Here is a 20,053-nt window from a genome sequence, read left to right on the forward strand (position 1 = left end):
GGGCGGCGGCCCCGTCCCCCGCCCGGCGCCGCGGACCGGCTCACGGCCGCAGCAGGTCCACCGTCACGTCCGCCGGGAATCCCGTCGTGGGGCCGACGCGGCGGGCGAACTCCTGGACCGCCGCGAGCTGCGGGGCGCCGAAGCGGAAGTCGAGGGTCGTGAAGTACTGCTCCAGGACGCTCTCGTCGAACGCCTCCCAGCGGGCCGCCTGCTCGGCGACCTTGCCGACCTCCTCGAGGGAGAGGTTGCGGGAGGCCAGGAACGCCTCGTGCACCTTGCGGGTGATCTCCGGCTCGCGCTCCAGGTAGTCGCGCCGGGCCGCCCAGACGGCGAAGACGAACGGCAGCCCCGTCCACTCCTTCCAGAGCGCGCCGAGGTCGTGGACGGCGAGTCCGTAGCGCGGTCCGTCGAGCAGGTTGGCGCGCAGCGCTGCGTCGCCGATCAGGACCGCCGCCTCGGCGTCCTGCATCATCAGGCTGAGGTCGGGCGGGCACGTGTAGTAGTCCGGCTGGACGCCGAACCGTTCCGCCAGCAGGAGCTGGGCGAGCCGGACCGAGGTGCGGGAGGTCGAGCCGAGGGCGACCCGGGCACCGTCGAGCCGGTCGAGCGGGACCTGGGAGACGATCACGCAGGACATGACGGGCCCGTCGCAGCCGACGGCGATGTCGGGGAAGGCGACCAGGTCGTCCGCGTTCTTCAGGAACTCGACGAGGGTGACGGGGCCGATGTCCAGCTCCCCCCGCACCAGCCGCTCGCTGAGCTTCTCCGGGGTGTCCTTGGTCAGCTCGAAGTCGAGGAGGGTGCCGGTCCTCGCGAGGCCCCAGTACAGGGGCAGGCAGTTCAGGAACTGGATGTGGCCGACGCGCGGCCGGGTGCGAGAATTGTCCACATCGCGAGGCTAGACCCTATGGGGTAATCTCCAGGCCCCGGCCCCGGGGTCGACTCCGTCAATCCACGCCCGGCCGTCAAACGTCCGGGTGACGTGATCTTGAGCTCTACCGCTCGCGGCTGCCCGCGTGCTAGGCTCGCCGCAAGTTGCAGTTTGGTTTCCCTTGCAGTACAGAGCCTGCGGAGCATGTAACCGCGGGCTCTAGTCGTTTTCAGAAGTATGCAGATGTGCGGCACTCGTTTTCACACTTGCAGGTTCTGGAGCAGGGCAACCCTTTGGGCCCAAGGAGGGCTTATGGCTACCGGAACCGTGAAGTGGTTCAACGCCGAAAAGGGCTTTGGTTTCATCGCCCAGGAAGGCGGCGGCCCCGACGTCTTCGTTCACTACTCCGCGATCAACGCGAACGGCTTCCGTTCGCTGGAGGAGAACCAGCAGGTCTCCTTCGACGTCACCCAGGGCCCCAAGGGCCCGCAGGCGGAGAACGTCACCCCCGTCTGAGCCGTCTTGGCTTCCTGGCTCGATGAGCCTGATGCTTTGATCCGGATCTGAAGCAGTACCCAAGGAGCCCCGTGCCGCAAGGCGACGGGGCTCCTGCCTTTCCCGGCACCCGCCCGCCCCTGCCGGCGGACCGCTTCCTCCTCACCGCCCCGCCGCTGTCGGTGGCCCGCGCTACCTTCGCGGCCATGACCGACGCCGCGTTCCTCGACCCCACCCGTGCCTTCTACGACGCCGTCGCGGAGGAGTACGCCGCGATGTTCCACGACGTCCTGGCCACCCGGCCGCTGGACCGTGCCGTGCTGCGCGGCTACGCCGAACTGGTCGGGCCGGGGGCGCCCGTCGCCGACCTCGGGTGCGGGCCGGGCCTGGTCACCGGGTACCTCGCCGGGCTCGGGCTCGACGTCCACGGGCTCGACCTGTCCGACGCGATGCTCGCCGTGGCCCGCCGGGAGAACCCGGGGCTCCGATTCGAGCGGGGGTCGATGCTGGAGCTGGCGCTGCCGGACGGCGCCCTGGCCGGTGCCGTCTCCTGGTACTCGTCCATCCACACCCCTGCGGAACGGCTGCCCGCGCTGTTCGCCGAGTTCCACCGGGTCCTCGCGCCGGGCGGGCTGCTGCTGATCGCCTTCCAGGTCGGCGACCTGCCCCGGCGTCACGACCGGCCCTTCGGCCACCCCGTCGCCCTGGACTTCCTGCGCCGCCGTCCCGACGACATGACCGCGCTGCTCACCGCCGCCGGGTTCCGCGCGGTCTCCCGCACGGTCCGGGAGGCCGAGGAGGAACGGGGCGAGACCACCCCGCACGCCGCCCTGATCCTGCGCAGGACCTGACGGCGCGGGAGCCGGGCGCGGACCTCAGTCGGCGCGCGGGCCCTTCTCGTCGCCCTGGGGGTCGGTGACGTCCTTGGGCGGCTCGGTACCGCGTCGGCCGGTCCCGGTGTCGTCCCCCGGCTCCTTGTCCAGGGACTTCAGGAAGTCGGGGTTGTCGTCGGGCGCCACCCAGCGCTGCGGACCGCCCGCGCGCCCGCCCGCGCCGCCGGAGCGCTTCTTGCCCGCCATCAGCCAGACGATCGGGCCCACCAGCACCTCGCCGAAGAGCAGGATGATGATCACCCAGACCACCTTGGGCAGGCCGCGGACCTCCTCCTCCGGGGTGTTCAGGCAGTCGATGAAGGCATAGATCATCAACGCCAGGGCCAGCAGGAACGGCAGGTATCTCAGCATGCGCGCACGCTCTCCCCGGGGTGACGGATACGGCCCGGGGCGGCCCCGGTGACCGGGCCAGGTTAGCCGGTGGCCGATACTGGGGCACATGGCTTACGACGATCTTCGCTCCCTGCTGCGGGCCCTGGAACGCGAGGGCGACCTCAAGCGCGTGAAGGCCGAGGTCGACCCCTACCTGGAGGTCGGGGAGATCGTCGACCGGGTGCAGAAGGCGGGCGGACCCGCGCTGCTGTTCGAGAACGTGAAGGGCTCCTCGATGCCCCTCGCGATGAACGTCTTCGGCACCGACCGACGGCTGCTGAAGTCGCTCGGCCTGAAGTCCTACGGCGACATCTCGGAGAAGATCGGCGGCCTGCTGCGGCCCGAGCTGCCGCACGGGTTCGTCGGGGTGCGCGAGGCGTTCGGGAAGCTCGGCGCGATGGCGCACGTCCCGCCGAAGAAGGTGAAGGACGCGCCCGTCCAGGAGTCCGTCATGACCGGCGACGACGTCGATCTCGACCGGCTCCCCGCGCTGTTCACCTGGCCGCAGGACGGCGGCTCCTTCTTCAACCTGGGCCTCACCCACACCAAGGACCCCGAGTCGGGCATCCGCAACCTCGGCCTCTACCGGCTCCAGCGCCACGACCGGCGCACCATCGGCATGCACTGGCAGATCCACAAGGACAGCCGCAACCACTACCAGGTGGCCGCGCGCCGGGGCGAGCGGCTGCCGGTCGCGATCGCCTTCGGCTGCCCGCCCGCCGTCACCTACGCCTCCACCGCGCCGCTGCCCGGCGACATCGACGAGTACCTCTTCGCCGGGTTCGTCTCCGGACGCCGGATCGAGATGGTCGACTGCAAGACCGTGCCGCTCCAGGTGCCCGCGCAGGCCGAGGTCGTCCTCGAAGGGTGGCTGGAGCCCGGCGAGATGCTGCCCGAGGGGCCGTTCGGCGACCACACCGGCTTCTACACGCCGCAGGAGCCGTTCCCCGCACTGACCATCGACTGCGTGACCACGCGCAGGCGCCCGCTGCTCCAGTCCATCGTGGTCGGCAGGCCGCCGACCGAGGACGGGCCGCTGGGCCGGGCCACCGAGCGGTTCTTCCTGCCGCTGCTGAAGATCATCGTGCCGGACATCGTGGACTACCACCTGCCGGAGGCGGGCGGCTTCCACAACTGCGCGATCGTCTCGATCGACAAGAAGTACCCGAAGCACGCGCAGAAGGTCATGCACGCGATCTGGGGGGCGCACATGATGTCCCTCACCAAGCTGATCGTCGTCGTGGACTCCGACTGCGACGTCCACGACCTGCACGAGGTCGCCTGGCGCGCGCTCGGCAACACCGACTACGCCCGTGACCTGTCCGTCGTCGAAGGCCCCGTCGACCATCTGGACCACGCCTCCTACCAGCAGTTCTGGGGCGGCAAGGCGGGCATCGACGCCACGCGGAAGTGGCCCGAGGAGGGCTACGCACGGGACGGGGGATGGCCGGAGATGGTCCTCTCCGACGAGGAGACGGCGGCGAAGGTCGACCGCCGGTGGAAGGAGTACGGGCTGTGAGCAGCGCGTCAGCGGCGATCCCGTCGCCGGGCCGGACCAGGGCGTTCCTGCGCCTGGTGATGATCGAGCACTCCGTCTTCGCGCTGCCCTTCGCGTACATCGCCGCGCTCACCGCGATGTACGAGGTGGACCGCAGCGTCCACTGGACGCGGCTGCTGCTGGTCACCGTCTGCATGGTGGGGCTGCGCACGTTCGCGATGGCGGTCAACCGGATCATCGACCGGGAGATCGACGCCCGCAATCCGCGCACCGCCCAGCGCGAGCTGGTCACCGGCGCGATGTCGGTGCGGCACGCCTGGACCGGCGCGCTGGTCGCGCTGGTGGTCTTCCTGGGGGCGGCGGCGCTGCTCAACCCGCTCTGCCTGGCGCTCGCGCCGGTCGCGGTGGTCCCGATGGTGGTCTACCCGTACGGCAAGCGGTTCACGGACTTCCCGCAGGCCATCCTGGGGATCGCGCAGGCCATGGGGCCGATCGGCGGCTGGCTGGCGATCACCGGCGAGTGGTCGTGGGACGCGGTGATCCTGGGGCTCGCCGTCGGCATCTGGATCGGCGGGTTCGACCTGATCTACGCCTGCCAGGACGTCGAGACGGACCGCGAGATCGGCGTCAGGTCCGTCCCGGCCCGGTTCGGCATCCCGGCGGCGATCTGGGGCGCCCGCGGCTGCCACGCCGTCACCACCGCGCTGTTCGTCTGGTACGCGCTGGCCACCGGCGCCGGTGCCTTCTTCTGGCTCGGGCTGCTGATCGTCGCGGGCGCGTTCGTCTACGAGCACACCATCGTGCGCCCGCACGACCTGACCCGGCTGAACCGGGCGTTCTTCTCGACCAACGGGTTCATCGGGATCAGCCTGTTCGTCTGCGCGCTCGCCGACCTGCTGGTGCGCGGCCTGACCCTCTGACCCGGGCGGCTACGCCGTCCGGGCGCCCGCCCGGACGGGACGGCCGTGGAAGACGAACGCGGCCGCCACGCCCGCCGCCAGGCCCAGCAGGTGCGCCTGCCAGCTGACGCCGCTCTGCGCCGGGGAGAGCCCGAGCAGGAACGAGCCGCCCCAGACCGCCGTGATCAGGACGGCGACGGCCAGCGGCAGCGGGCGGCGCAGCAGCAGCCCGGTGGCGACCAGGTAGCCGAAGAGGCCGAAGATCAGGCCCGAGGCGCCCGCCGTGTTGGTGCCGGACGGGGATATCAGCCAGACGCCGAGACCGTCCGCGACGATCACGAACGCGGCGACCGCGAGGAACCTGCGCAGGGAGCCGAGCGCCGTCAGGAAGCCGAGGACCAGCAGCGGGACGGTGTTCGCGGCGAGGTGGCCGAAGCCGAAGTGGACGAAGGCCGCCGGGACCACGTCGAGCAGCTCGGCGGGGACGCGCGGGACGATGCCGAAGGTGTCGAGGGCGTGGCCGCTGAGCGCGTCGACGGCCTCCAGCAGCCACAGCAGCGCCACCCAGCCCGCCATCAGCAGGGCCGCGGCCCGCGCGCGGTCCGTTCTGGACCAGGTCGGCCCGGTCTCCCGCATGGCGCCCCCCGCTTCTCGTTCGTCCCCTCCGGGGAACGTACCGGCCCCTTGGCCGGTTCCCCTCCCCCGGTGCCGGATAGGCTCGGGGGTGTGAACCCGCTCAAGCCAGGAAACGCGCCGCGTACGCCTTGGATCGTAGGGGTGTCCGGGGCCTCCGGCACCCCATACGCCGCCGCCGTGCTGCGGGCGCTGCTCGACGCCGGTGAGGACGTCGACCTGGTGGTCAGCCGGGCGTCGCGGCTCACCCTGCTCGACGAGACCGGCCTGCCCTTCCGGGACGCGCACTGGCACGAGGACCTCGGGGAGTGGCTGTCCCTGGGCGCCGACGGCAAGCCGGGCTCGTTCGGGGTGGACCTGGCGCGGGTGCGGTACTGGAGCGCGGGCGACCTGGCCGCCGGGCCGTCCTCGGGGTCGTACCCCGCGAAGGGGATGCTCGTCGTGCCGGCCTCCACCGCGTGCGTGGCGGGCGTCGCCCTCGGGCTCTCCAAGGACCTGCTCCAGCGGGCGGCGAGCGTCACCCTCAAGGAGCGCAGGCCGCTGGTGGTCGCCGTCCGGGAGACCCCGCTGGGCGGTCAGACGCTGCGGCACCTGGTCACCCTGGACGACCTGGGCGCCGTCGTCGTGCCGGCCTCGCCCGCCTTCTACGCGGGCGCCACCCACATCCAGGACCTGGTGGACTTCGTCGCCGGGCGGGTGCTGGACGCGGCGGGGGTCGGGCACCGGCTGTACCGGCGCTGGAAGGGGGAGCTGGGCGGCGGGTCGGCGGACGCGGCCGAGCGGTGACCGCCCCGGCCGGGCGCCCCTCCCGCCCCGGTCCCCTCCCGCCCCCAGGCACCACCCGCAACACCCGCAGCACCTCTCGTCGTTTCGTTTCAAGGAATCTCCAGCGGAAGGCTTCGATCGCATGGACGCGGTGGACAGGCAGCTCATCCAGGCCCTGAGAGAGAACGGACGGGCCTCGTACGCGGAGCTGGGGCGGCTGGTCGGCCTGTCGGGACCGAGCGTCACCGACCGCATCAACCGGCTGGAGGCGGCCGGGGTCATCACCGGCTACCGGGCCACCGTCGACGCGGCCTCGCTCGGGCTCGGGGTCATCGCCCTGATCGGCATCTCGCTCTCGGACGCGGCCGACCACGAGGACGTGGCGCGGAGGCTCAAGGACCTGCCGGAGATCGAGGACTGCTGGTTCATCGCCGGTGACGACTCCTTCATGCTCAAGGTGCGCTCCACCGACGTCGACGGTCTGGAGCGCACGATCAGGCGGCTGAGCGGCACCAGGGGCGTCTCGCGGACCCGTACCACGGTGGTGCTGTCCACCAAGTGGGAGAACCGGGTCGGCGAGCTGCCCGACGAGGTGTAGGCGTACCGTTGGCCGCGTTGTCGTCGAAAGGTATGGGTATGGACGTCGGGCTCAAGCGCGAGCTGGAGGAGAAGGTCCGCTCCGGTGAACGGCTGACCCGTGAGGACGGCATCGCCCTCTACGAGTCCGACGATCTGGCGTGGCTCGGCGGGCTCGCCCACGAGGTGCGGACCCGCAAGAACGGTGACGTGGTCCACTTCAACGTCAACCGTCATCTGAACATGACCAACGTGTGCACGGCGTCCTGCGCCTACTGCTCGTTCCAGCGCAAGCCGGGCGAGAAGGACGCGTACACGATGCGCATCGAGGAGGCCGTGAAGCTCGCCACCGCGATGGAGAGCGAGAACCTCACCGAGCTGCACATCGTCAACGGCCTGCACCCGAACCTGCCGTGGCGGTACTACCCGCGGTCGCTGCGCGAGCTGAAGGCGGCGCTGCCCGACGTCTCGCTCAAGGCGTTCACCGCGACGGAGATCCACCACTTCGAGACGATCTCGGGCCTGTCGGCGTCGGAGATCCTCGACGAGCTGATCGACGCCGGTCTCGAATCGCTGACCGGCGGCGGCGCCGAGATCTTCGACTGGGAGGTCCGGCAGCACATCGTGGACCACCGCACCCACTGGGAGGACTGGTCGCGCATCCACCGGCTCGCGCACGAGAAGGGTCTGAAGACCCCGTGCACGATGCTGTACGGGCACATCGAGGAGCCCAGGCACCGGGTGGACCACGTGCTGCGGCTGCGCGAGCTGCAGGACGAGACCGGCGGCTTCCAGGTCTTCATCCCGCTGCGCTACCAGCACGACTTCGTGGACATGAAGGACGGCAAGGTCCGCAACCGGCTCCAGGCCCGCACCCAGATGGCGACCGGCGCCGAGGCGCTGAAGACGTTCGCCGTCTCCCGGCTGCTGTTCGACAACGTCCCGCACGTCAAGGTCTTCTGGGTGATGCACGGCGTCCAGACCGCGCAGCTCGCCCTCCAGCACGGCGCGGACGACATGGACGGCTCGGTCGTCGAGTACAAGATCACCCATGACGCGGACAACTACGGCACCCCGAACAAGCTGACCCGTGAGGACCTCCTGGACCTCATCAGGGACGCCGGTTTCCGCCCGGTGGAGCGCAACACCCGGTACGAGATCATCCGCGAGTACGACGGTGCCGACCCGGCCCGCCGTGACGCGCCCCAGCCGATGCGGGTGTGATCCGGTGGCGCTGACGTTCGAACTGGACCCGGCGGTCTCCCGCGACCTCCGGGACCAGGTGCTCACGCTCTGGGCCGACGTGTCCAACGCGGGCGGCTCGGTCGGTTTCGTGCCGCCGGTCGGCCCCGACGACATCCGGCCCGAGCTGGTCAGACACCTGACGGCGATGGTCGAGGGCCGCACCCGGCTGCTGGTCGGCCGGGACGGCACGGGCGAGGTCGTGGCGACCGCGTTCCTCACCCTGAACACGCACCGGCTGATGCGGCACTGGCTGTGGCTCTACACGGTGATGGTGCACCCGCGCCACCAGGGCAAGGGGTACGGCCGCGACCTGCTGGCCGCCGCCGCCGACGCGGCCCGCGCCATCGAGGGCGTCGAGGCGGTCCGGCTCACCTGCCGGGGCGGCCTCGGTCTGGAGCGGTTCTACGCCTCCTGCGGCTACAAGGAGGTCGGCCGGGTCCCGGACGCGATCCGGGTGGCCCCCGGGGACGACCGGGACGACGTCATCATGCTCCTGCCGCTGTCCTGAGCCGTGCACCCGCCTCCGGGGCCGCGGGGGCGGCGTGCTTCACTGGACATCGCCTTTGTCTGGAATTGGAGGAGTGGTTGAGATGCTCCGCTACACGCTGATGCGCCTCGGGATCTTCGCGGGCTGCCTCGTGGTCGTCTGGGGCCTCGTCTACTCCGAGGTCGTGCCGCGCGGTCTCGGCGCCTCGAACGGCATGTGGGTCGTGCTGCTCGCCCTGGTGCTCTCCGCCCCGATCAGCTTCGTGGTGCTGCGCAAGGAGCGCGACCGCGCCTCGGTGCGGATCGTCGAGCGGGTGGACCGGGCCAAGGCCAACCTGGAGGCCAACCGCAGCCAGGAGGACGGCGAGGACGAGCCGGTGCGCGCGCGCCAGGAGACCGCCGCTCCCGCGCGGGGCCAGGCGTCCTGAGCCCGTAGCAGGCAGGCCGTCCGGAGGGCGGCCGAACTACCCTTGCCCTCATGGGTGCCGTGAAGACCAAACGGATGCCGCGGGCGGTCCGTGAGCAGCAGATGCTGGACGCCGCCGTGCGGATCTTCGGTCGGCGCGGCTACATGGCCGCGTCGATGGACGAGATCGCCGAACTCGCGGGCGTCTCCAAGCCGTTGGTGTACCTGTACCTGAACTCCAAGGAATCCCTCTTCACCGCGTGCATCCGCCGGGAGGCCGAAGCGCTGGTCGAGGCGGTGCGGGCCGGGGTCCGCCGGGAGCTGCCCGCCGACCGCCAACTGTGGGAAGGGCTGGACGCGTTCTTCACGCACACCTCCCGCAACCCGGACGGCTGGGCGGTGCTGCACCTCCAGGCGCGCACCCACGGGGAGCCGTTCGCGGCCGTCGTCACGGCGATGCGCGAGGAGATCGTCGTCTTCGTGACGCAGCTGATCGTGGATGCGGCCCGGGAGGCGCACCGCGACCCGCACCTCCCCGGGCGTGAGGTCGCCGGGCTCGCCGAAGCCCTGGTGGGGGCCGCCGAGTCGCTCGCCGCGTGGGCCAACGCCACCCCCGGGACCACGGCACGGCAGGCGGCGGCCACCCTGATGAACTTCGCGTGGGCGGGTCTGGGCGACCTGATGGACGGCCGCCCCTGGTCACCGCCCGAGCCGGACCAGGACGCGCAGGACCGGGGTCAGACCGGCGGGAGCGCGGAGACGTCCCCGACGAGGTGAACGCGGTCGCCGCCGCGCAGTTCGAAGCGTCCGGCGTCCGCCGCGTAGGTCACCCGGCCCGGCAGCAGCACCGGGGCCCTGAACTGCGCGCGCATCCGCACCGCTTCGGGGGCGCCGTGCGCGGCGAGGCAGCGGGCCACCGTCCACATGCCGTGCGCGACGGCGCGCGGGAAGCCGAACAGGCGGGCGGTGAGGGGGTGCAGATGGATGGGGTTGCGGTCGCCCGAGGCCGCGCCGTAGCGGCGTCCGACGTCCGCGCCCAACTGCCAGTCGGCGCGGGCCGGAAGGGGTGCGCGGGGGTCGGGCCGCCGGGCGCCGGGCGCGTCCGGGGTCTTCGGGGGCGCGGTCGCGTGCCGGGCCAGATAGGTGCTCCGCGACTCCCAGACGACGTCCCCCGCCGTCCGCAGCTCGGTCGTCACCGCCGCCTCGGTGCCGCGCCGGTGCGGTCGCAACCCGTCGACGCGGACGGCGAGTTCGTACACGCCGGTGGCGGGCTGCGGGCGGTGGCGGGTGACGTCGATCGCCGTGTGGACGAGCCCGAGCAGCGGCAGCGGGAAGGCGCGGGCGCTCATCAGCCGCATGGCCAGCGGGAAGCCGAGCACGTGCGGGTAGGTCAGGGGCAGCGCGTCCTCCCCGGTGGCGAAGCCGCAGACGCGCTCGTAGGCGGCCAACCTGGCCAGGTCGAGCCGGAGTTCGGGCAGCACGAGCCAGTCGTCCGGGAACCGGTCCCCCGCCCGGGGCCGCTTGAGGGGCGACAGCAGGGCACCGCGGGCGAGGAGGGGGGCGAGTGCGGGCATTCGGGCGAGGGTGACGGGCATCGGGCTCCTACAAGATCCTGCGTCCGGTTCGGGGCGTCGAAGGGGCGGGCGGGTCGGCGGGGCGGGGACGGACGTTCGGGCGGGTCGGGGGCGAGGTGTTCGGGCGGGGACGGGGACGGACTCGGGCGGTACCGGGACGGTGGGTCCGCGCGGGCGGCGGGCCCGGGGGGTCCGGCGGCGGGCCGGGCGGGTGCCGTCGTCCGTCCCCGGGGTGGTGGCTACGCGCCCAGCAGGCTCTGGCCGCACACCCGCACCACCTGGCCGTTGACCGTGCCGGACGACGGGTGGGCGAGCCAGGCCGTCGTCTCGGCGACGTCGATCGGCAGGCCGCCCTGGGAGAGGGAGTTCATGCGGCGGCCCGCCTCGCGAAGGAACAGCGGGATCGCGGCCGTCATCCTGGTCTCGATGAAGCCGGGCGCGACCGCGTTCACGGTCACCCCGTGCCGGGCGAGGGCGTGCGGGGCGAGGGCGCGGACCAGGCCGGCCACACCCGCCTTGCCGGTGCCGTAGTTGGTCTGTCCCGCGTTGCCCGCGAGCCCCGCGATGGAGGCGGTGGCGACGATCCGGCCGCCGTCGCGCAGGGCGCCCGCGGCGAGCAGCGCGTCGGTGGTGCGCAGGACGGCGCCGAGGTTGACGTCGACGACCTGGCTCCAGCGCTCGGCGGGCATGTTGACCAGCCGCCGGTCGCGGGTGATGCCCGCGTTGTGGACGAGGACGTCGAGCCCGTCGGGCAGGGCGTCCGCGATCCGGGCGCCCGCGTCGGGGGCGGTGATGTCGAGGGCGAGGGCGGTGGAGCCGAGGCGTTCGGCGAGGGCGCGGGCGTCGGCCCCGGCCTGCGGCACGTCCAGGACGACGACCCGGGCGCCGTCGCGGGCGAGGGTCTCGGCGACGGCCGCGCCGATGCCCCGGGCGGCCCCGGTGACCAGGGCGGTGCGGCCGGCGAGGGGGCGCTCGGGGTCGGCGGGCGGGTCGGGTTCGCCGGGGCCGACGGCGATCACCTGGCCGCTGACGTAGGCGGACTTGGGGGAGAGCAGGAAGCGGAGGGTGGACTCGGCGGCGTCCGCCCCGGTGAGCCGCACGAGGTTGACGGTCCTGCCGCCGCCGATCTCCTTGCCGAGGGAGCGGGTGAAGCCCTCCAGGGCCTGCTGGGCGGCGGACTGGTGGTGGTCGTCCGGGTCGAGGGGCGAGCCCAGGACGACGACGCGTCCGCAGGCGGCGACCGACCGGACGACGGGGTGCAGGGCGGCGTGGACCTCGGCGAGGGCGTCGGTGTCGCGGACCCCGGTGGCGTCGAGGACGACGGCGGCGGGGGCGCCGGTGCCGCCGCCGGGGCCGGTGCGGGCGAGGACCGGCGCGAGGTCGAGGGCGGACCTCCCCGCGGTCAGGTGCAGCGTGCGGCCGTCCAGCGCGGGGTGCTCGGCCGACCAGCGCCTGAGCGGCACGGGCCGGGGCAGGCCGAGCCGCCGGGTCAGCAGGCGGCCGGGCGCGGTGCCGGTGAAGCTCAGATAACGGTCGGCCATGCGTGTCTCCCCGCTCGGACTCAACGTGCTTACTCTGGAGTAAGGTTACCGAAGGTAAGTGTAGGTCAACGGTGAGGAGCAGGTCGAGATGAGTCCCGTGCAGCGGCCGGTGGCCCGACGCGTCGCGGTGATCGGCGGCAGCCGTGTCCCCTTCGCCCGCTCGGACGGCGCCTACGCCACCGCCTCCAACCAGGAGATGCTGACCGCCGCCCTGGACGGCCTGGTGGCGCGGTACGGGCTCCAGGAACCGGGCGCGGTGGGCGAGTTCGCCGGCGGGGCGGTGCTCAAGCACAGCCGTGACTTCAACCTCGCCCGGGAGACGGTCCTCGGCTCGGCGCTGGACTCCCGCACCCCCGCCTACGACCTCCAGCAGGCGTGCGGCACCGGGCTCCAGGCGGTGATCGCCGCCGCCAACAAGATCGCGCTCGGGCAGATCGAGTCGGCCGTCGCGGGCGGCGCCGACACCGCGAGCGACGCCCCGCTGGGCGTCAACGACCGGCTGCGGCGCATTCTGCTCGAGGCGCGCCGGGCGAAGTCGGCGGGGGCCAGGATCAGGGCGCTGGCCCGGATCAGGCCCGCCCACCTGGTCCCGGACATCCCGCGCAACGCCGAGCCGCGCACCGGGCTCTCCATGGGCGAGCACGCGGCCGTCACCGCCCGCGCCTGGGGCGTGACCCGGGAGGCCCAGGACGCGCTGGCCGCCACCAGCCACCAGCGGCTCGCGGCCGCCTACGAACGGGGCTTCTTCCAGGACCTGGTGGTGCCCTTCCGCGGTCTGGCCCGCGACCAGAACCTGCGGCCGGGCTCGACCCCGGCCCAACTGGCCAAGCTCAAGCCGGTGTTCGGCCTTGACTCCCCCGATCCGACGATGACGGCGGGCAATTCGACGCCGCTCACCGACGGCGCGGCCACCGTGCTGCTGGCGTCGGAGGAGTGGGCCCGCGAACGCGGCCTCGCGCCGCTGGCGTACCTGAGCGCGTACGAGACGGCCGCCGTCGACTTCCCGCACGGCGACGTCGGCGGCGGCGAGGACGGGCTGCTGATGGCCCCGGCGTACGCGGTCCCGCGGATGCTGGAGCGGGCCGGGCTCACCATGGCCGACTTCGATCTGGTGGAGGTGCACGAGGCGTTCGCCTCCCAGGTGCTGGCGACCCTCGCGGCCTGGGAGAAGCGCGGCCTCGCCCCGGTGGACCGGGAGCGGCTGAACGTGGCCGGGTCCTCGCTGGCCACCGGCCACCCGTTCGCCGCGACCGGCGCCCGGATCGTGGCGACGCTGGCCGCGCTGCTCGCCGAGCGGGACGCCCCCGGCCGCGGCCTGATCTCGGTCTGCGCGGCGGGCGGCCAGGGAGTGACGGCGGTCCTGGAACGCGACTGAGGCGCACGGCGGCCCGGAGCGGACCGGGACACGGGGACCCGTCGGCATGCGCCCCGGACGGGGGCGCCGGGCTGCACAGGCCCGGCGCCGGACTCTTGCCCAACCCACACCCGCCCACCGCCCCGGCGCCGTACGATCGCCGTCACGACCGGGGGTGGCGCGGCCACCGCGCGTCACCGGTGAACGACTCGGTACGAACCGCACGTACCACCTCGGCAGAGCGGAACCGAGCCGCACGCCACTGGAGTTGCCCATGTCCGTGTCCTTTCCCGCCGCGTACGACCACGACGGTGCGCCCCGGCTCGTGGAGCCCGAGATACGGCGGCTGGACGGCGTGGTGCGCGAGGTGTCCGTACCGCCGCTGGTCGCGCCGCCCACCCACGGTTCGCTCGCCGACCTGCCGTTCCGGAACGCGGCCGAGGCGCCCGACGCGCGCGTCCTCAGCCGCCGTACGGAGCAGGGGGGTTGGGCCGACGTGACGGCGGCCGCGTTCGCCCAGGAGGTGGCGGAGCTGGCGCGCGGGCTGATCGCCGAGGGGCTGGTGCCGGGCGACCGGCTCGCCGTCATGGCGCGGACCGTCTACGAGTGGACGCTGCTGGACTTCGCGGCGTGGGCGGCGGGCCTGGTCACCGTGCCGATCTACCCGACCTCGTCGGTGTTCCAGACCCGGTGGATCCTCCAGGACTCCGGGGCGGTGGCGCTGGTGACGGAGACGGCCGCGCAGGCGGCGGCGCTCGGGCCCGAGCTGAACCGGCTGCCCGACCTGCGCCACCTGTGGGTCATGGAGAAGGGGCACCTGGACCGGGCGGCCGAGTCGGGGCGGCGGACGCCGGACCAGGAGGTCTCGGTGCGGCGCGGGATGCTGGTGCCGGACACGCCCGCCACGCTCGTCTACACCTCCGGCACCACCGGGCGCCCCAAGGGCTGCGTCCTCACCCACGGCAACTTCCTCGCCGAGGTCGACAACGCGGTCGAACTCCTCTACCCCGTCTTCAGGTCGAGGACGTCGGACGAGGCGTCGACGCTGCTGTTCCTGCCGATGTCGCACGTCTTCGGCCGGATGGTGGCCGTCGCCTGCGTGCGGGCCAGGGTGCGGATCGCGCACGCGCCGAGCCTGGCCTCCGAGGACCTGCTCGCCGACCTCGGCACCTTCCGGCCGACGTTCCTGGTGGCCATCCCGTACATGCTGGAGAAGGTCTACAACAACGCCCGCGCGAAGGCGGAGACCGGCGGCCGGGCAGCCGTCTTCGACCGGGCGGCGGCGGTCGCCGTGCGGTACGGCGAGGCGGTGGAGGCGCGCAGCGCGGGCACCGGCCCGGGTCCCGGCGCCGCGCTGAAGGCGGCCCGCGCCTTCTACGACCCGCTGCTCTACCGCCGCATCCGCAGCGCCATGGGCGGACGGGTGCGCCAACTCGTCTGCGGGGGCTCGCCGTTGGGCAGGCGGCTGGCGGCCTTCTACGCGGGCGCCGGCCTGGAGATCTACGAGGGGTACGGGCTCACCGAGTCGACCGGCGCGGCCACCTGCACGCCCCCGCTCGCGCCCCGCCTGGGCACGGTGGGCTGGCCGATGCCCGGCACCCGGGTGCGGCTCGCGTCCGACGGCGAGGTGCTGCTCGCGGGCGGCCAGGTGTTCCGCGGCTACTGGGACCCGCACGCGGGCCGGGTGGTGCCCGCGTCGGCGGACGGCTGGTTCCCGACCGGCGACATCGGGCACCTGGACGACGAGGGCTATCTGACCATCACCGGCCGCAAGAAGGAGATCCTGATCACCGCGGGCGGCAAGAACGTGGCTCCGGCGCCGCTGGAGAACTGGCTGCGCCAGCACCCGCTGATCTCCCAGTGCGTCGTCGTCGGCGACCGCCGTCCCTACGTCTGCGCGCTGCTCACCCTCGACCCGGAGGGGCTCACCCACTGGCGCCGGATGAACCGCAAGCATCCGGTACCGGCCGAACTCCTCCTCGACGACGTGGAGTTGAACGCCGTATTGCAGCGTGCGATCGACGACGCCAACAAGCTCGTCTCGCGCCCCGAGTCGATCCGCCGCTTCGCGGTCCTGCCCCGCGACCTCACCGAGGCCGACGGCCACCTGACCCCGTCGATGAAGCTGCGCAGGGAGGCCGTGCTGAACGACTTCGCGGCCGAGGTGGAGGCGCTGTACGCGGGACGGTGAGACGGCACCCGGCGCGGGCCCCGGCGGTGTCGGCGCCGCCGCCCCGTGGGGCGAGGGGGTAGTTTCCGGACAGCACGCGGGGGTCCGGGCGGCAGGAGAGGGACGACATGGAGCAGACACCGGAGCGGGCGTGGCTCGCCACCGCCGTCGAGGAGGCGCGCGCCGGGCTCGCCGAGAGCGGGGTCCCGATCGGCGCGGCCCTGTACGCGGCGGACGGCACCCTGCTGGGCCGCGGCCGCAACCGGCGCGTCCAGGACGGCGACCCGTCCGCGCACGCGGAGACCGCCGCGTTCCGGGCGGCCGGACGGCAGCGCTCCTACCGGGGCACCACGATGGTGACGACGCTCTCGCCCTGCTGGTACTGCTCGGGCCTGGTACGGCAGTTCGGGATCTCCCGGGTGGTGATCGGCGAGGCCGTCACCTTCAGCGGCGGGCACGGCTGGCTCGCCGATCACGGGGTGCGCATCGTGCTGCTGGACGACCCGGAGTGCGTCGCCCTCATGCGCGGCTTCGTCGCCGAGCGCCCGGAGCTGTGGCGCGAGGACATCGGCGAGTGACCCCCGCCGCGGCGGGGGCCGCCGTCACACGCCCGCGTACGAGTGCTTGCCGGAGACGAAGATGTTGACGCCGTAGTAGTTGAACAGCCAGCAGCCGAAGGCGATCATCGCCAGGTAGGCGGCCTTGCGGCCCTTCCAGCCCGCGGTCGCCCGCGCGTGCAGGTAACCGGCGTAGGCGACCCAGGTGATGAACGACCAGGTCTCCTTGGGGTCCCAGCCCCAGTAGCGGCCCCACGCGTCGCCCGCCCAGATCGCGCCCGCGATGATCGTGAACGTCCACAGCGGGAAGACGGCCGCGTTGATCCGGTAGGCGAACTTGTCGAGGGAGGCCGAGGCGGGCAGCCGCTCCATCACCGAGGTGGCGAAGGTGCCCGGCCTGCCGCCGCCCGCGAGCTTGTTCTCGTAGGAGTCCTTGAAGAGGTACAGGATCGTGGCGACCGCGCCCACGTAGAAGACCGCGCCGCACAGGATCGCCGTCGAGACGTGGATGTACAGCCAGTACGAGTGCAGGGCGGGCACGAGCTGGTCGCTCGCCGTGTACAGGACGGTGACGGCGAGACCCAGGTCCAGCAGGACCGTGGTGGTCAGGAACAGGCCGAGCCAGCGGATGTTCTTGCGCAGCGCCAGCAGCACCAGGTACACGCCGACGGCGACCGTCGAGAAGGTGATGTTGAACTCGTACATGTTGCCCCACGGCGCCCGCTGCACCGACAGGGCCCGGGTGAGGACGCCCGCGAACTCGACGGCGAACGCCAGCACGGTGAGCGAGATCGCGATCCGCCCGTACAGGTCGCCCTGCTCGTCGCCGCCGTGCGCGCCGGGCCCGTCGGGCACGTCCCGCGACCCGGCCGAGGCCCGCACGACGACCCGCGGCCGCTCCAGGACGGCGGTCCCGCCGGCCTGCTGCACGGTGACGGCGGGCGCGGCGGCCTTCTTCTTCGCGCTGTCCCCGGTCAGCGCGGCGGCCGTGCGGGCCACCTTGCTGCGGCTGCCGAAGAGCCATTCGGCGATGTACGCGAAGAAGGCCAGCGTGTAGACGGCCATCGACGAGTAGATCAGCGTGTTGCTGAGGTTGGCGAGGTGTTCGTTGGTGGCGGCGGCGAGGGTCACTGCTGCTCAGCCCCTTCGGGGGGTGCGACTCGGGAGTCGGAGGATTCAGAGGGTGTCGCGGGTGCGGCGGGGTCGGTGGGATCGTCGTCGGCCCCGGGCGGGGCGGGTGTCCCGTCGTAGAGGAGACCGGCGAGGTCGCCCAGCTCCTCCGGGACCTTCGCGGACTCGCTGCGGCCGAGCCCGGCCATCTCCACGACGGTGACACCGTCCGGGCCCTCGGTGGCGCGCACCCAGACCCGTCGGCGCTGGATGAACAGCGAGGCGGCCAGGCCGAAGATCGCGGTGAGGGCGCCGCCGAGCGCCCAGCCGCTGCCCGGCTGCCGGGTCACCTGGAAGTTCGCCCACTCCTTGACCCCCTTCTCGAAGGTGATCGAGCCCGCGCCGCCGGGGAGCTTCATGGTCTCCCCGGGCTTCAGGTTCGCCCGCAGCGCCTGGCCCTTGGCGTCCTTGAAGGCCTTCAGGCTCTTCTTGTCGAGCTGGTAGACGCTCTGCGGGATGCCCGAGTCGACCCCGAGGTCGCCGTGGAAGGCGGCCAGGTTGAGGATCGGGTTGAGCAGCGCCGGGAACTGCGAGACGACGGCGGTGTTCGCGCCGCCGTAGGACGGCAGGAAGAACGCCTGGAAGCCGAGCTGCTCCTTGGCGCCCTTGGCGTCGCGGTAGCCGTCCATCACCTTGATCGCGCCGGACGAGGTGACGTTGGAGTCGAGCGGCAGCAGCGGCACGGCCTGGCGGTAGACGACGGCTCCCTTGCCGTCGCGGACGGTGACCACGGGCGCGTAGCCGTGGGCGGTGAGGTACACCTTCGAGTCGCCGATCTCCAGCGGCTCGTTGACCTTGATGAGCCGCTTCTCGTCCTTGCCGTACGCGCCGGCGCTGTAGGTGACGGCGGCCTGGTAGGTGCGGGGGGTGCCGGCGGTTGGGGCCGGTCTCCTCGTAGGTGCCCTCGAAGTCGTCCAGACGGAAGCTGAACGGGTCGAGGTCGTCCTGGGTGAAGAGGTTGCCGGACTTGAAGTCGTCGTACTGGGTGAGGGTGTTGGAGAACCCGTCGCCCTCGACGATCAGCTTGTTGCCCTCGGACTTGAACAACTGGCCCCAGGCGAAGGCGATCAGCATCACGATGAGGGCGAGGTGGAAGGCGAGGTTGCCGACCTCCCGCAGATAGCCCTTCTCGGCGGCGACGGCGTCCCCGACGGCGTGGGCCCGGAAGCGGCGGCGCCTGAGCAGGGCGAGGGCGGCCTCCCGGAACTCCGCGGGCGTCGCGCCGCTGCGCCAGGTGGTGTAGGCGGGCAGCCGGTCGAGGCGCCGGGGGGCGCCCGGCGGACGGCCGCGCACCTGCCCGACGAACTGCCAGGTGCGCGGGACGATGCAGCCGATGAGGGAGACGAACAGCAGGATGTAGATCGCGGAGAACCACACCGAGCTGTAGACGTGGAAGAGGCCGAGCCGGTCGTAGACCGGCGCGAGGACGGTGTGGGCCGCGCGGAAGTCGGCGACCTTCGTCTCGTCGGTGCCGCTCTGCGGGATCAGCGAGCCGGGGATCGCGCCCAGCGACAGCAGCAGGAGCAGCAGCAGCGCGATCCGCATCGAGGTGAGCTGCCGCCAGAACCAGCGGGTCCAGCCGACGACGCCGAGCCCCGGCTGGGGCGCGTCCTCACGGGGCGCGGTGGACAGCTGGGAGGCCGCGGCGCTGACGTCCTGGTCCTCGGCGGTCCCGGCCGCGCTCTCGCTGCCCGGACGGTCGGCGGCGGACGCGGTGCTCTTCGGCGCCGTCCCGGAAGGCGTGCTCATCGATCAGATCCCCACAGAGAAGCCGTTGGACCAGGTCTGCATCTCCTGCACCAGGGAGTCCCAGACGCCGGTGAGCAGCAGCAGGCCGGTCACGATCATCATCGTGCCGCCGATCCGCATGACCCAGACATAGTGCCGCTTGACCCAGCCGAACGCGCCGAGGGCCTTGCGGAAGGCGACGGCGGCGAGCACGAAGGGCACGCCGAGTCCCAGACAGTAGGCGACGGTGAGCAGGGCGCCGCGGCCCGCGCTCGACTGCTGCGAGGAGAGCGCGAGCACCGACGCCAGGGTCGGGCCGATGCAGGGCGTCCAGCCGATGCCGAACAGGGCGCCGAGCAGCGGGGCCCCGACCAGGCCGCCGACCGGCCGCCGGTGCAGGCGGAACTCGCGCTGCGTCATCCAGGGCATGAGGCCCATGAAGAAGACGCCCATCACGATCATGAGGACGCCGAGCACCTTGGACAGGACGTCCCGGCTCTCCTGGAGGGTGTCGCCGAAGTAGCCGAAGAGGGCGCCGCTGGAGACGAAGACGGCGGTGAAGCCGAGGACGAAGAGGGAGGCGCCGGCCACCATCCGGCCGCGCCGGGCGTCGGCCAGGTCGGTGCCGGTGACCCCGGTGACGTAGGAGAGGTAGCCGGGCACCAGCGGCAGCACGCACGGCGAGAAGAAGGAGACGAGTCCGCCGAGCAGGGCGATCGGCAGGGCGGCGAGCAGGGCGCCGTTGAGGACCGTGCCGTTGTAGCCGGTCGCGGCGAGGGTGGTGAGGGGGCTGCTCACGAGGGTGGCGGCTGTGCTCACG

Annotated in this window: 20 protein-coding genes and 1 pseudogene; 13 read left to right on the forward strand and 8 right to left on the reverse strand. The window is 72.7% G+C overall.

Going from position 1 to position 20,053, the window contains the following annotated elements; translation table 11 throughout:
- Nucleotides 1-40 precede the first annotated feature (40 nt).
- The gene (locus tag GA0115242_RS08085; RefSeq protein ID WP_093826048.1) at nucleotides 41-889 is read right to left on the reverse strand and encodes a menaquinone biosynthetic enzyme MqnA/MqnD family protein; all 849 of its coding nucleotides are present in this window, start codon (nucleotides 887-889) and stop codon (nucleotides 41-43) included.
- A 294-nt stretch (nucleotides 890-1,183) separates the two neighbouring features.
- Between GA0115242_RS08085 and GA0115242_RS08090 the strand changes: the two genes are divergently transcribed.
- Nucleotides 1,184-1,387, forward strand: coding sequence for a cold-shock protein (locus tag GA0115242_RS08090; RefSeq protein ID WP_007490911.1), 204 nt, complete (start codon nucleotides 1,184-1,186; stop codon nucleotides 1,385-1,387).
- 185 nt (nucleotides 1,388-1,572) lie between these two features.
- Nucleotides 1,573-2,217 carry a class I SAM-dependent DNA methyltransferase gene (locus tag GA0115242_RS08095; RefSeq protein ID WP_093826107.1) on the forward strand — a complete coding sequence of 215 codons (645 nt, stop codon included), beginning with the start codon at nucleotides 1,573-1,575 and terminating at the stop codon, nucleotides 2,215-2,217.
- 24 nt (nucleotides 2,218-2,241) lie between these two features.
- Here GA0115242_RS08095 and GA0115242_RS08100 read toward each other — a convergent pair whose 3' ends face one another.
- Nucleotides 2,242-2,610 carry a PLD nuclease N-terminal domain-containing protein gene (locus tag GA0115242_RS08100; protein ID WP_093826049.1) on the reverse strand — a complete coding sequence of 123 codons (369 nt, stop codon included), beginning with the start codon at nucleotides 2,608-2,610 and terminating at the stop codon, nucleotides 2,242-2,244.
- Between the two features lie 88 nt (nucleotides 2,611-2,698).
- Between GA0115242_RS08100 and GA0115242_RS08105 the strand changes: the two genes are divergently transcribed.
- Both GA0115242_RS08105 and mqnP read left to right on the forward strand, forming a co-directional pair.
- Nucleotides 2,699-4,150, forward strand: a complete 1,452-nt coding sequence (locus GA0115242_RS08105; protein ID WP_093826051.1) for a menaquinone biosynthesis decarboxylase — start codon at nucleotides 2,699-2,701, stop codon at nucleotides 4,148-4,150.
- Nucleotides 4,147-5,049: a menaquinone biosynthesis prenyltransferase MqnP gene (mqnP, locus tag GA0115242_RS08110; RefSeq protein ID WP_093826053.1), complete on the forward strand. Its 903-nt coding sequence runs from the start codon at nucleotides 4,147-4,149 to the stop codon at nucleotides 5,047-5,049. Before GA0115242_RS08105 ends, mqnP begins: the two co-directional genes overlap by 4 nt.
- 9 nt (nucleotides 5,050-5,058) lie before the next feature.
- Here mqnP and GA0115242_RS08115 read toward each other — a convergent pair whose 3' ends face one another.
- Nucleotides 5,059-5,664: a rhomboid family intramembrane serine protease gene (locus GA0115242_RS08115; RefSeq protein ID WP_093826055.1), complete on the reverse strand. Its 606-nt coding sequence runs from the start codon at nucleotides 5,662-5,664 to the stop codon at nucleotides 5,059-5,061.
- Nucleotides 5,665-5,754: 90 nt separating this feature from the next.
- Between GA0115242_RS08115 and GA0115242_RS08120 the strand changes: the two genes are divergently transcribed.
- From GA0115242_RS08120 to GA0115242_RS08145, 6 genes are all read left to right on the forward strand, one after another.
- On the forward strand, nucleotides 5,755-6,447 hold the full coding sequence (locus GA0115242_RS08120; protein WP_093826057.1) for a UbiX family flavin prenyltransferase: 693 nt from the start codon (nucleotides 5,755-5,757) through the stop codon (nucleotides 6,445-6,447).
- Nucleotides 6,448-6,568: 121 nt separating this feature from the next.
- Nucleotides 6,569-7,024: an Lrp/AsnC family transcriptional regulator gene (locus GA0115242_RS08125; RefSeq protein ID WP_093826059.1), complete on the forward strand. Its 456-nt coding sequence runs from the start codon at nucleotides 6,569-6,571 to the stop codon at nucleotides 7,022-7,024.
- Between the two features lie 38 nt (nucleotides 7,025-7,062).
- Nucleotides 7,063-8,226 carry an aminofutalosine synthase MqnE gene (gene mqnE, locus GA0115242_RS08130; RefSeq protein ID WP_093826061.1) on the forward strand — a complete coding sequence of 388 codons (1,164 nt, stop codon included), beginning with the start codon at nucleotides 7,063-7,065 and terminating at the stop codon, nucleotides 8,224-8,226.
- Between the two features lie 4 nt (nucleotides 8,227-8,230).
- Complete coding sequence (locus GA0115242_RS08135) at nucleotides 8,231-8,755, forward strand: GNAT family N-acetyltransferase (protein ID WP_093826063.1); 525 nt, start codon at nucleotides 8,231-8,233, stop codon at nucleotides 8,753-8,755.
- 82 nt (nucleotides 8,756-8,837) lie between these two features.
- A complete protein-coding gene (locus GA0115242_RS08140; protein ID WP_093826065.1) occupies nucleotides 8,838-9,161 on the forward strand; it encodes a DUF4229 domain-containing protein in 324 nt (107 codons plus the stop codon).
- Nucleotides 9,162-9,211: 50 nt separating this feature from the next.
- Nucleotides 9,212-9,916 carry a TetR/AcrR family transcriptional regulator gene (locus GA0115242_RS08145; protein WP_093826067.1) on the forward strand — a complete coding sequence of 235 codons (705 nt, stop codon included), beginning with the start codon at nucleotides 9,212-9,214 and terminating at the stop codon, nucleotides 9,914-9,916.
- On the opposite strand, the gene GA0115242_RS08150 is transcribed toward GA0115242_RS08145, so the two are convergent.
- Together GA0115242_RS08150 and GA0115242_RS08155 are read right to left on the reverse strand one after the other, a co-directional pair.
- Entirely contained in the window at nucleotides 9,877-10,713 is an 837-nt protein-coding gene (locus GA0115242_RS08150; RefSeq protein WP_370672256.1) for a MaoC family dehydratase, read from the reverse strand. The genes GA0115242_RS08145 and GA0115242_RS08150 overlap by 40 nt on opposite strands.
- A 239-nt stretch (nucleotides 10,714-10,952) precedes the next feature.
- Nucleotides 10,953-12,254 (reverse strand): 3-oxoacyl-ACP reductase, encoded by a 1,302-nt coding sequence (locus GA0115242_RS08155; RefSeq protein ID WP_093826071.1) that lies wholly within the window; start codon nucleotides 12,252-12,254, stop codon nucleotides 10,953-10,955.
- A gap of 88 nt (nucleotides 12,255-12,342) precedes the next feature.
- On the opposite strand from GA0115242_RS08155, the gene GA0115242_RS08160 reads away from it, so the two are divergent.
- The 3 genes from GA0115242_RS08160 (at nucleotide 12,343) to GA0115242_RS08170 (ending at nucleotide 16,356) form a co-directional block, all read left to right on the forward strand.
- On the forward strand, nucleotides 12,343-13,629 hold the full coding sequence (locus GA0115242_RS08160; protein ID WP_093826073.1) for an acetyl-CoA C-acetyltransferase: 1,287 nt from the start codon (nucleotides 12,343-12,345) through the stop codon (nucleotides 13,627-13,629).
- Nucleotides 13,630-13,882: 253 nt separating this feature from the next.
- Nucleotides 13,883-15,799: an AMP-dependent synthetase/ligase gene (locus GA0115242_RS08165; RefSeq protein ID WP_093826075.1), complete on the forward strand. Its 1,917-nt coding sequence runs from the start codon at nucleotides 13,883-13,885 to the stop codon at nucleotides 15,797-15,799.
- A gap of 107 nt (nucleotides 15,800-15,906) precedes the next feature.
- The gene (locus GA0115242_RS08170) at nucleotides 15,907-16,356 is read left to right on the forward strand and encodes a nucleoside deaminase (RefSeq protein ID WP_093826078.1); all 450 of its coding nucleotides are present in this window, start codon (nucleotides 15,907-15,909) and stop codon (nucleotides 16,354-16,356) included.
- Nucleotides 16,357-16,380: 24 nt separating this feature from the next.
- Here GA0115242_RS08170 and ccsB read toward each other — a convergent pair whose 3' ends face one another.
- From ccsB to GA0115242_RS08185, 3 genes and pseudogenes are all read right to left on the reverse strand, one after another.
- On the reverse strand, nucleotides 16,381-17,466 hold the full coding sequence (gene ccsB, locus GA0115242_RS08175; RefSeq protein WP_093826081.1) for a c-type cytochrome biogenesis protein CcsB: 1,086 nt from the start codon (nucleotides 17,464-17,466) through the stop codon (nucleotides 16,381-16,383).
- A pseudogene (locus GA0115242_RS08180) lies at nucleotides 17,463-19,254 on the reverse strand (cytochrome c biogenesis protein ResB). Before GA0115242_RS08180 ends, ccsB begins: the two are co-directional and overlap by 4 nt.
- A 3-nt stretch (nucleotides 19,255-19,257) precedes the next feature.
- Nucleotides 19,258-20,052 (reverse strand): cytochrome c biogenesis CcdA family protein, encoded by a 795-nt coding sequence (locus GA0115242_RS08185; RefSeq protein ID WP_370672257.1) that lies wholly within the window; start codon nucleotides 20,050-20,052, stop codon nucleotides 19,258-19,260.
- Between the last annotated feature and the right edge of the window lies 1 nt (nucleotide 20,053).

It is taken from the genome of Streptomyces sp. SolWspMP-5a-2, assembly GCF_900091845.1.
Taxonomy (GTDB): domain Bacteria; phylum Actinomycetota; class Actinomycetes; order Streptomycetales; family Streptomycetaceae; genus Streptomyces; species Streptomyces doudnae.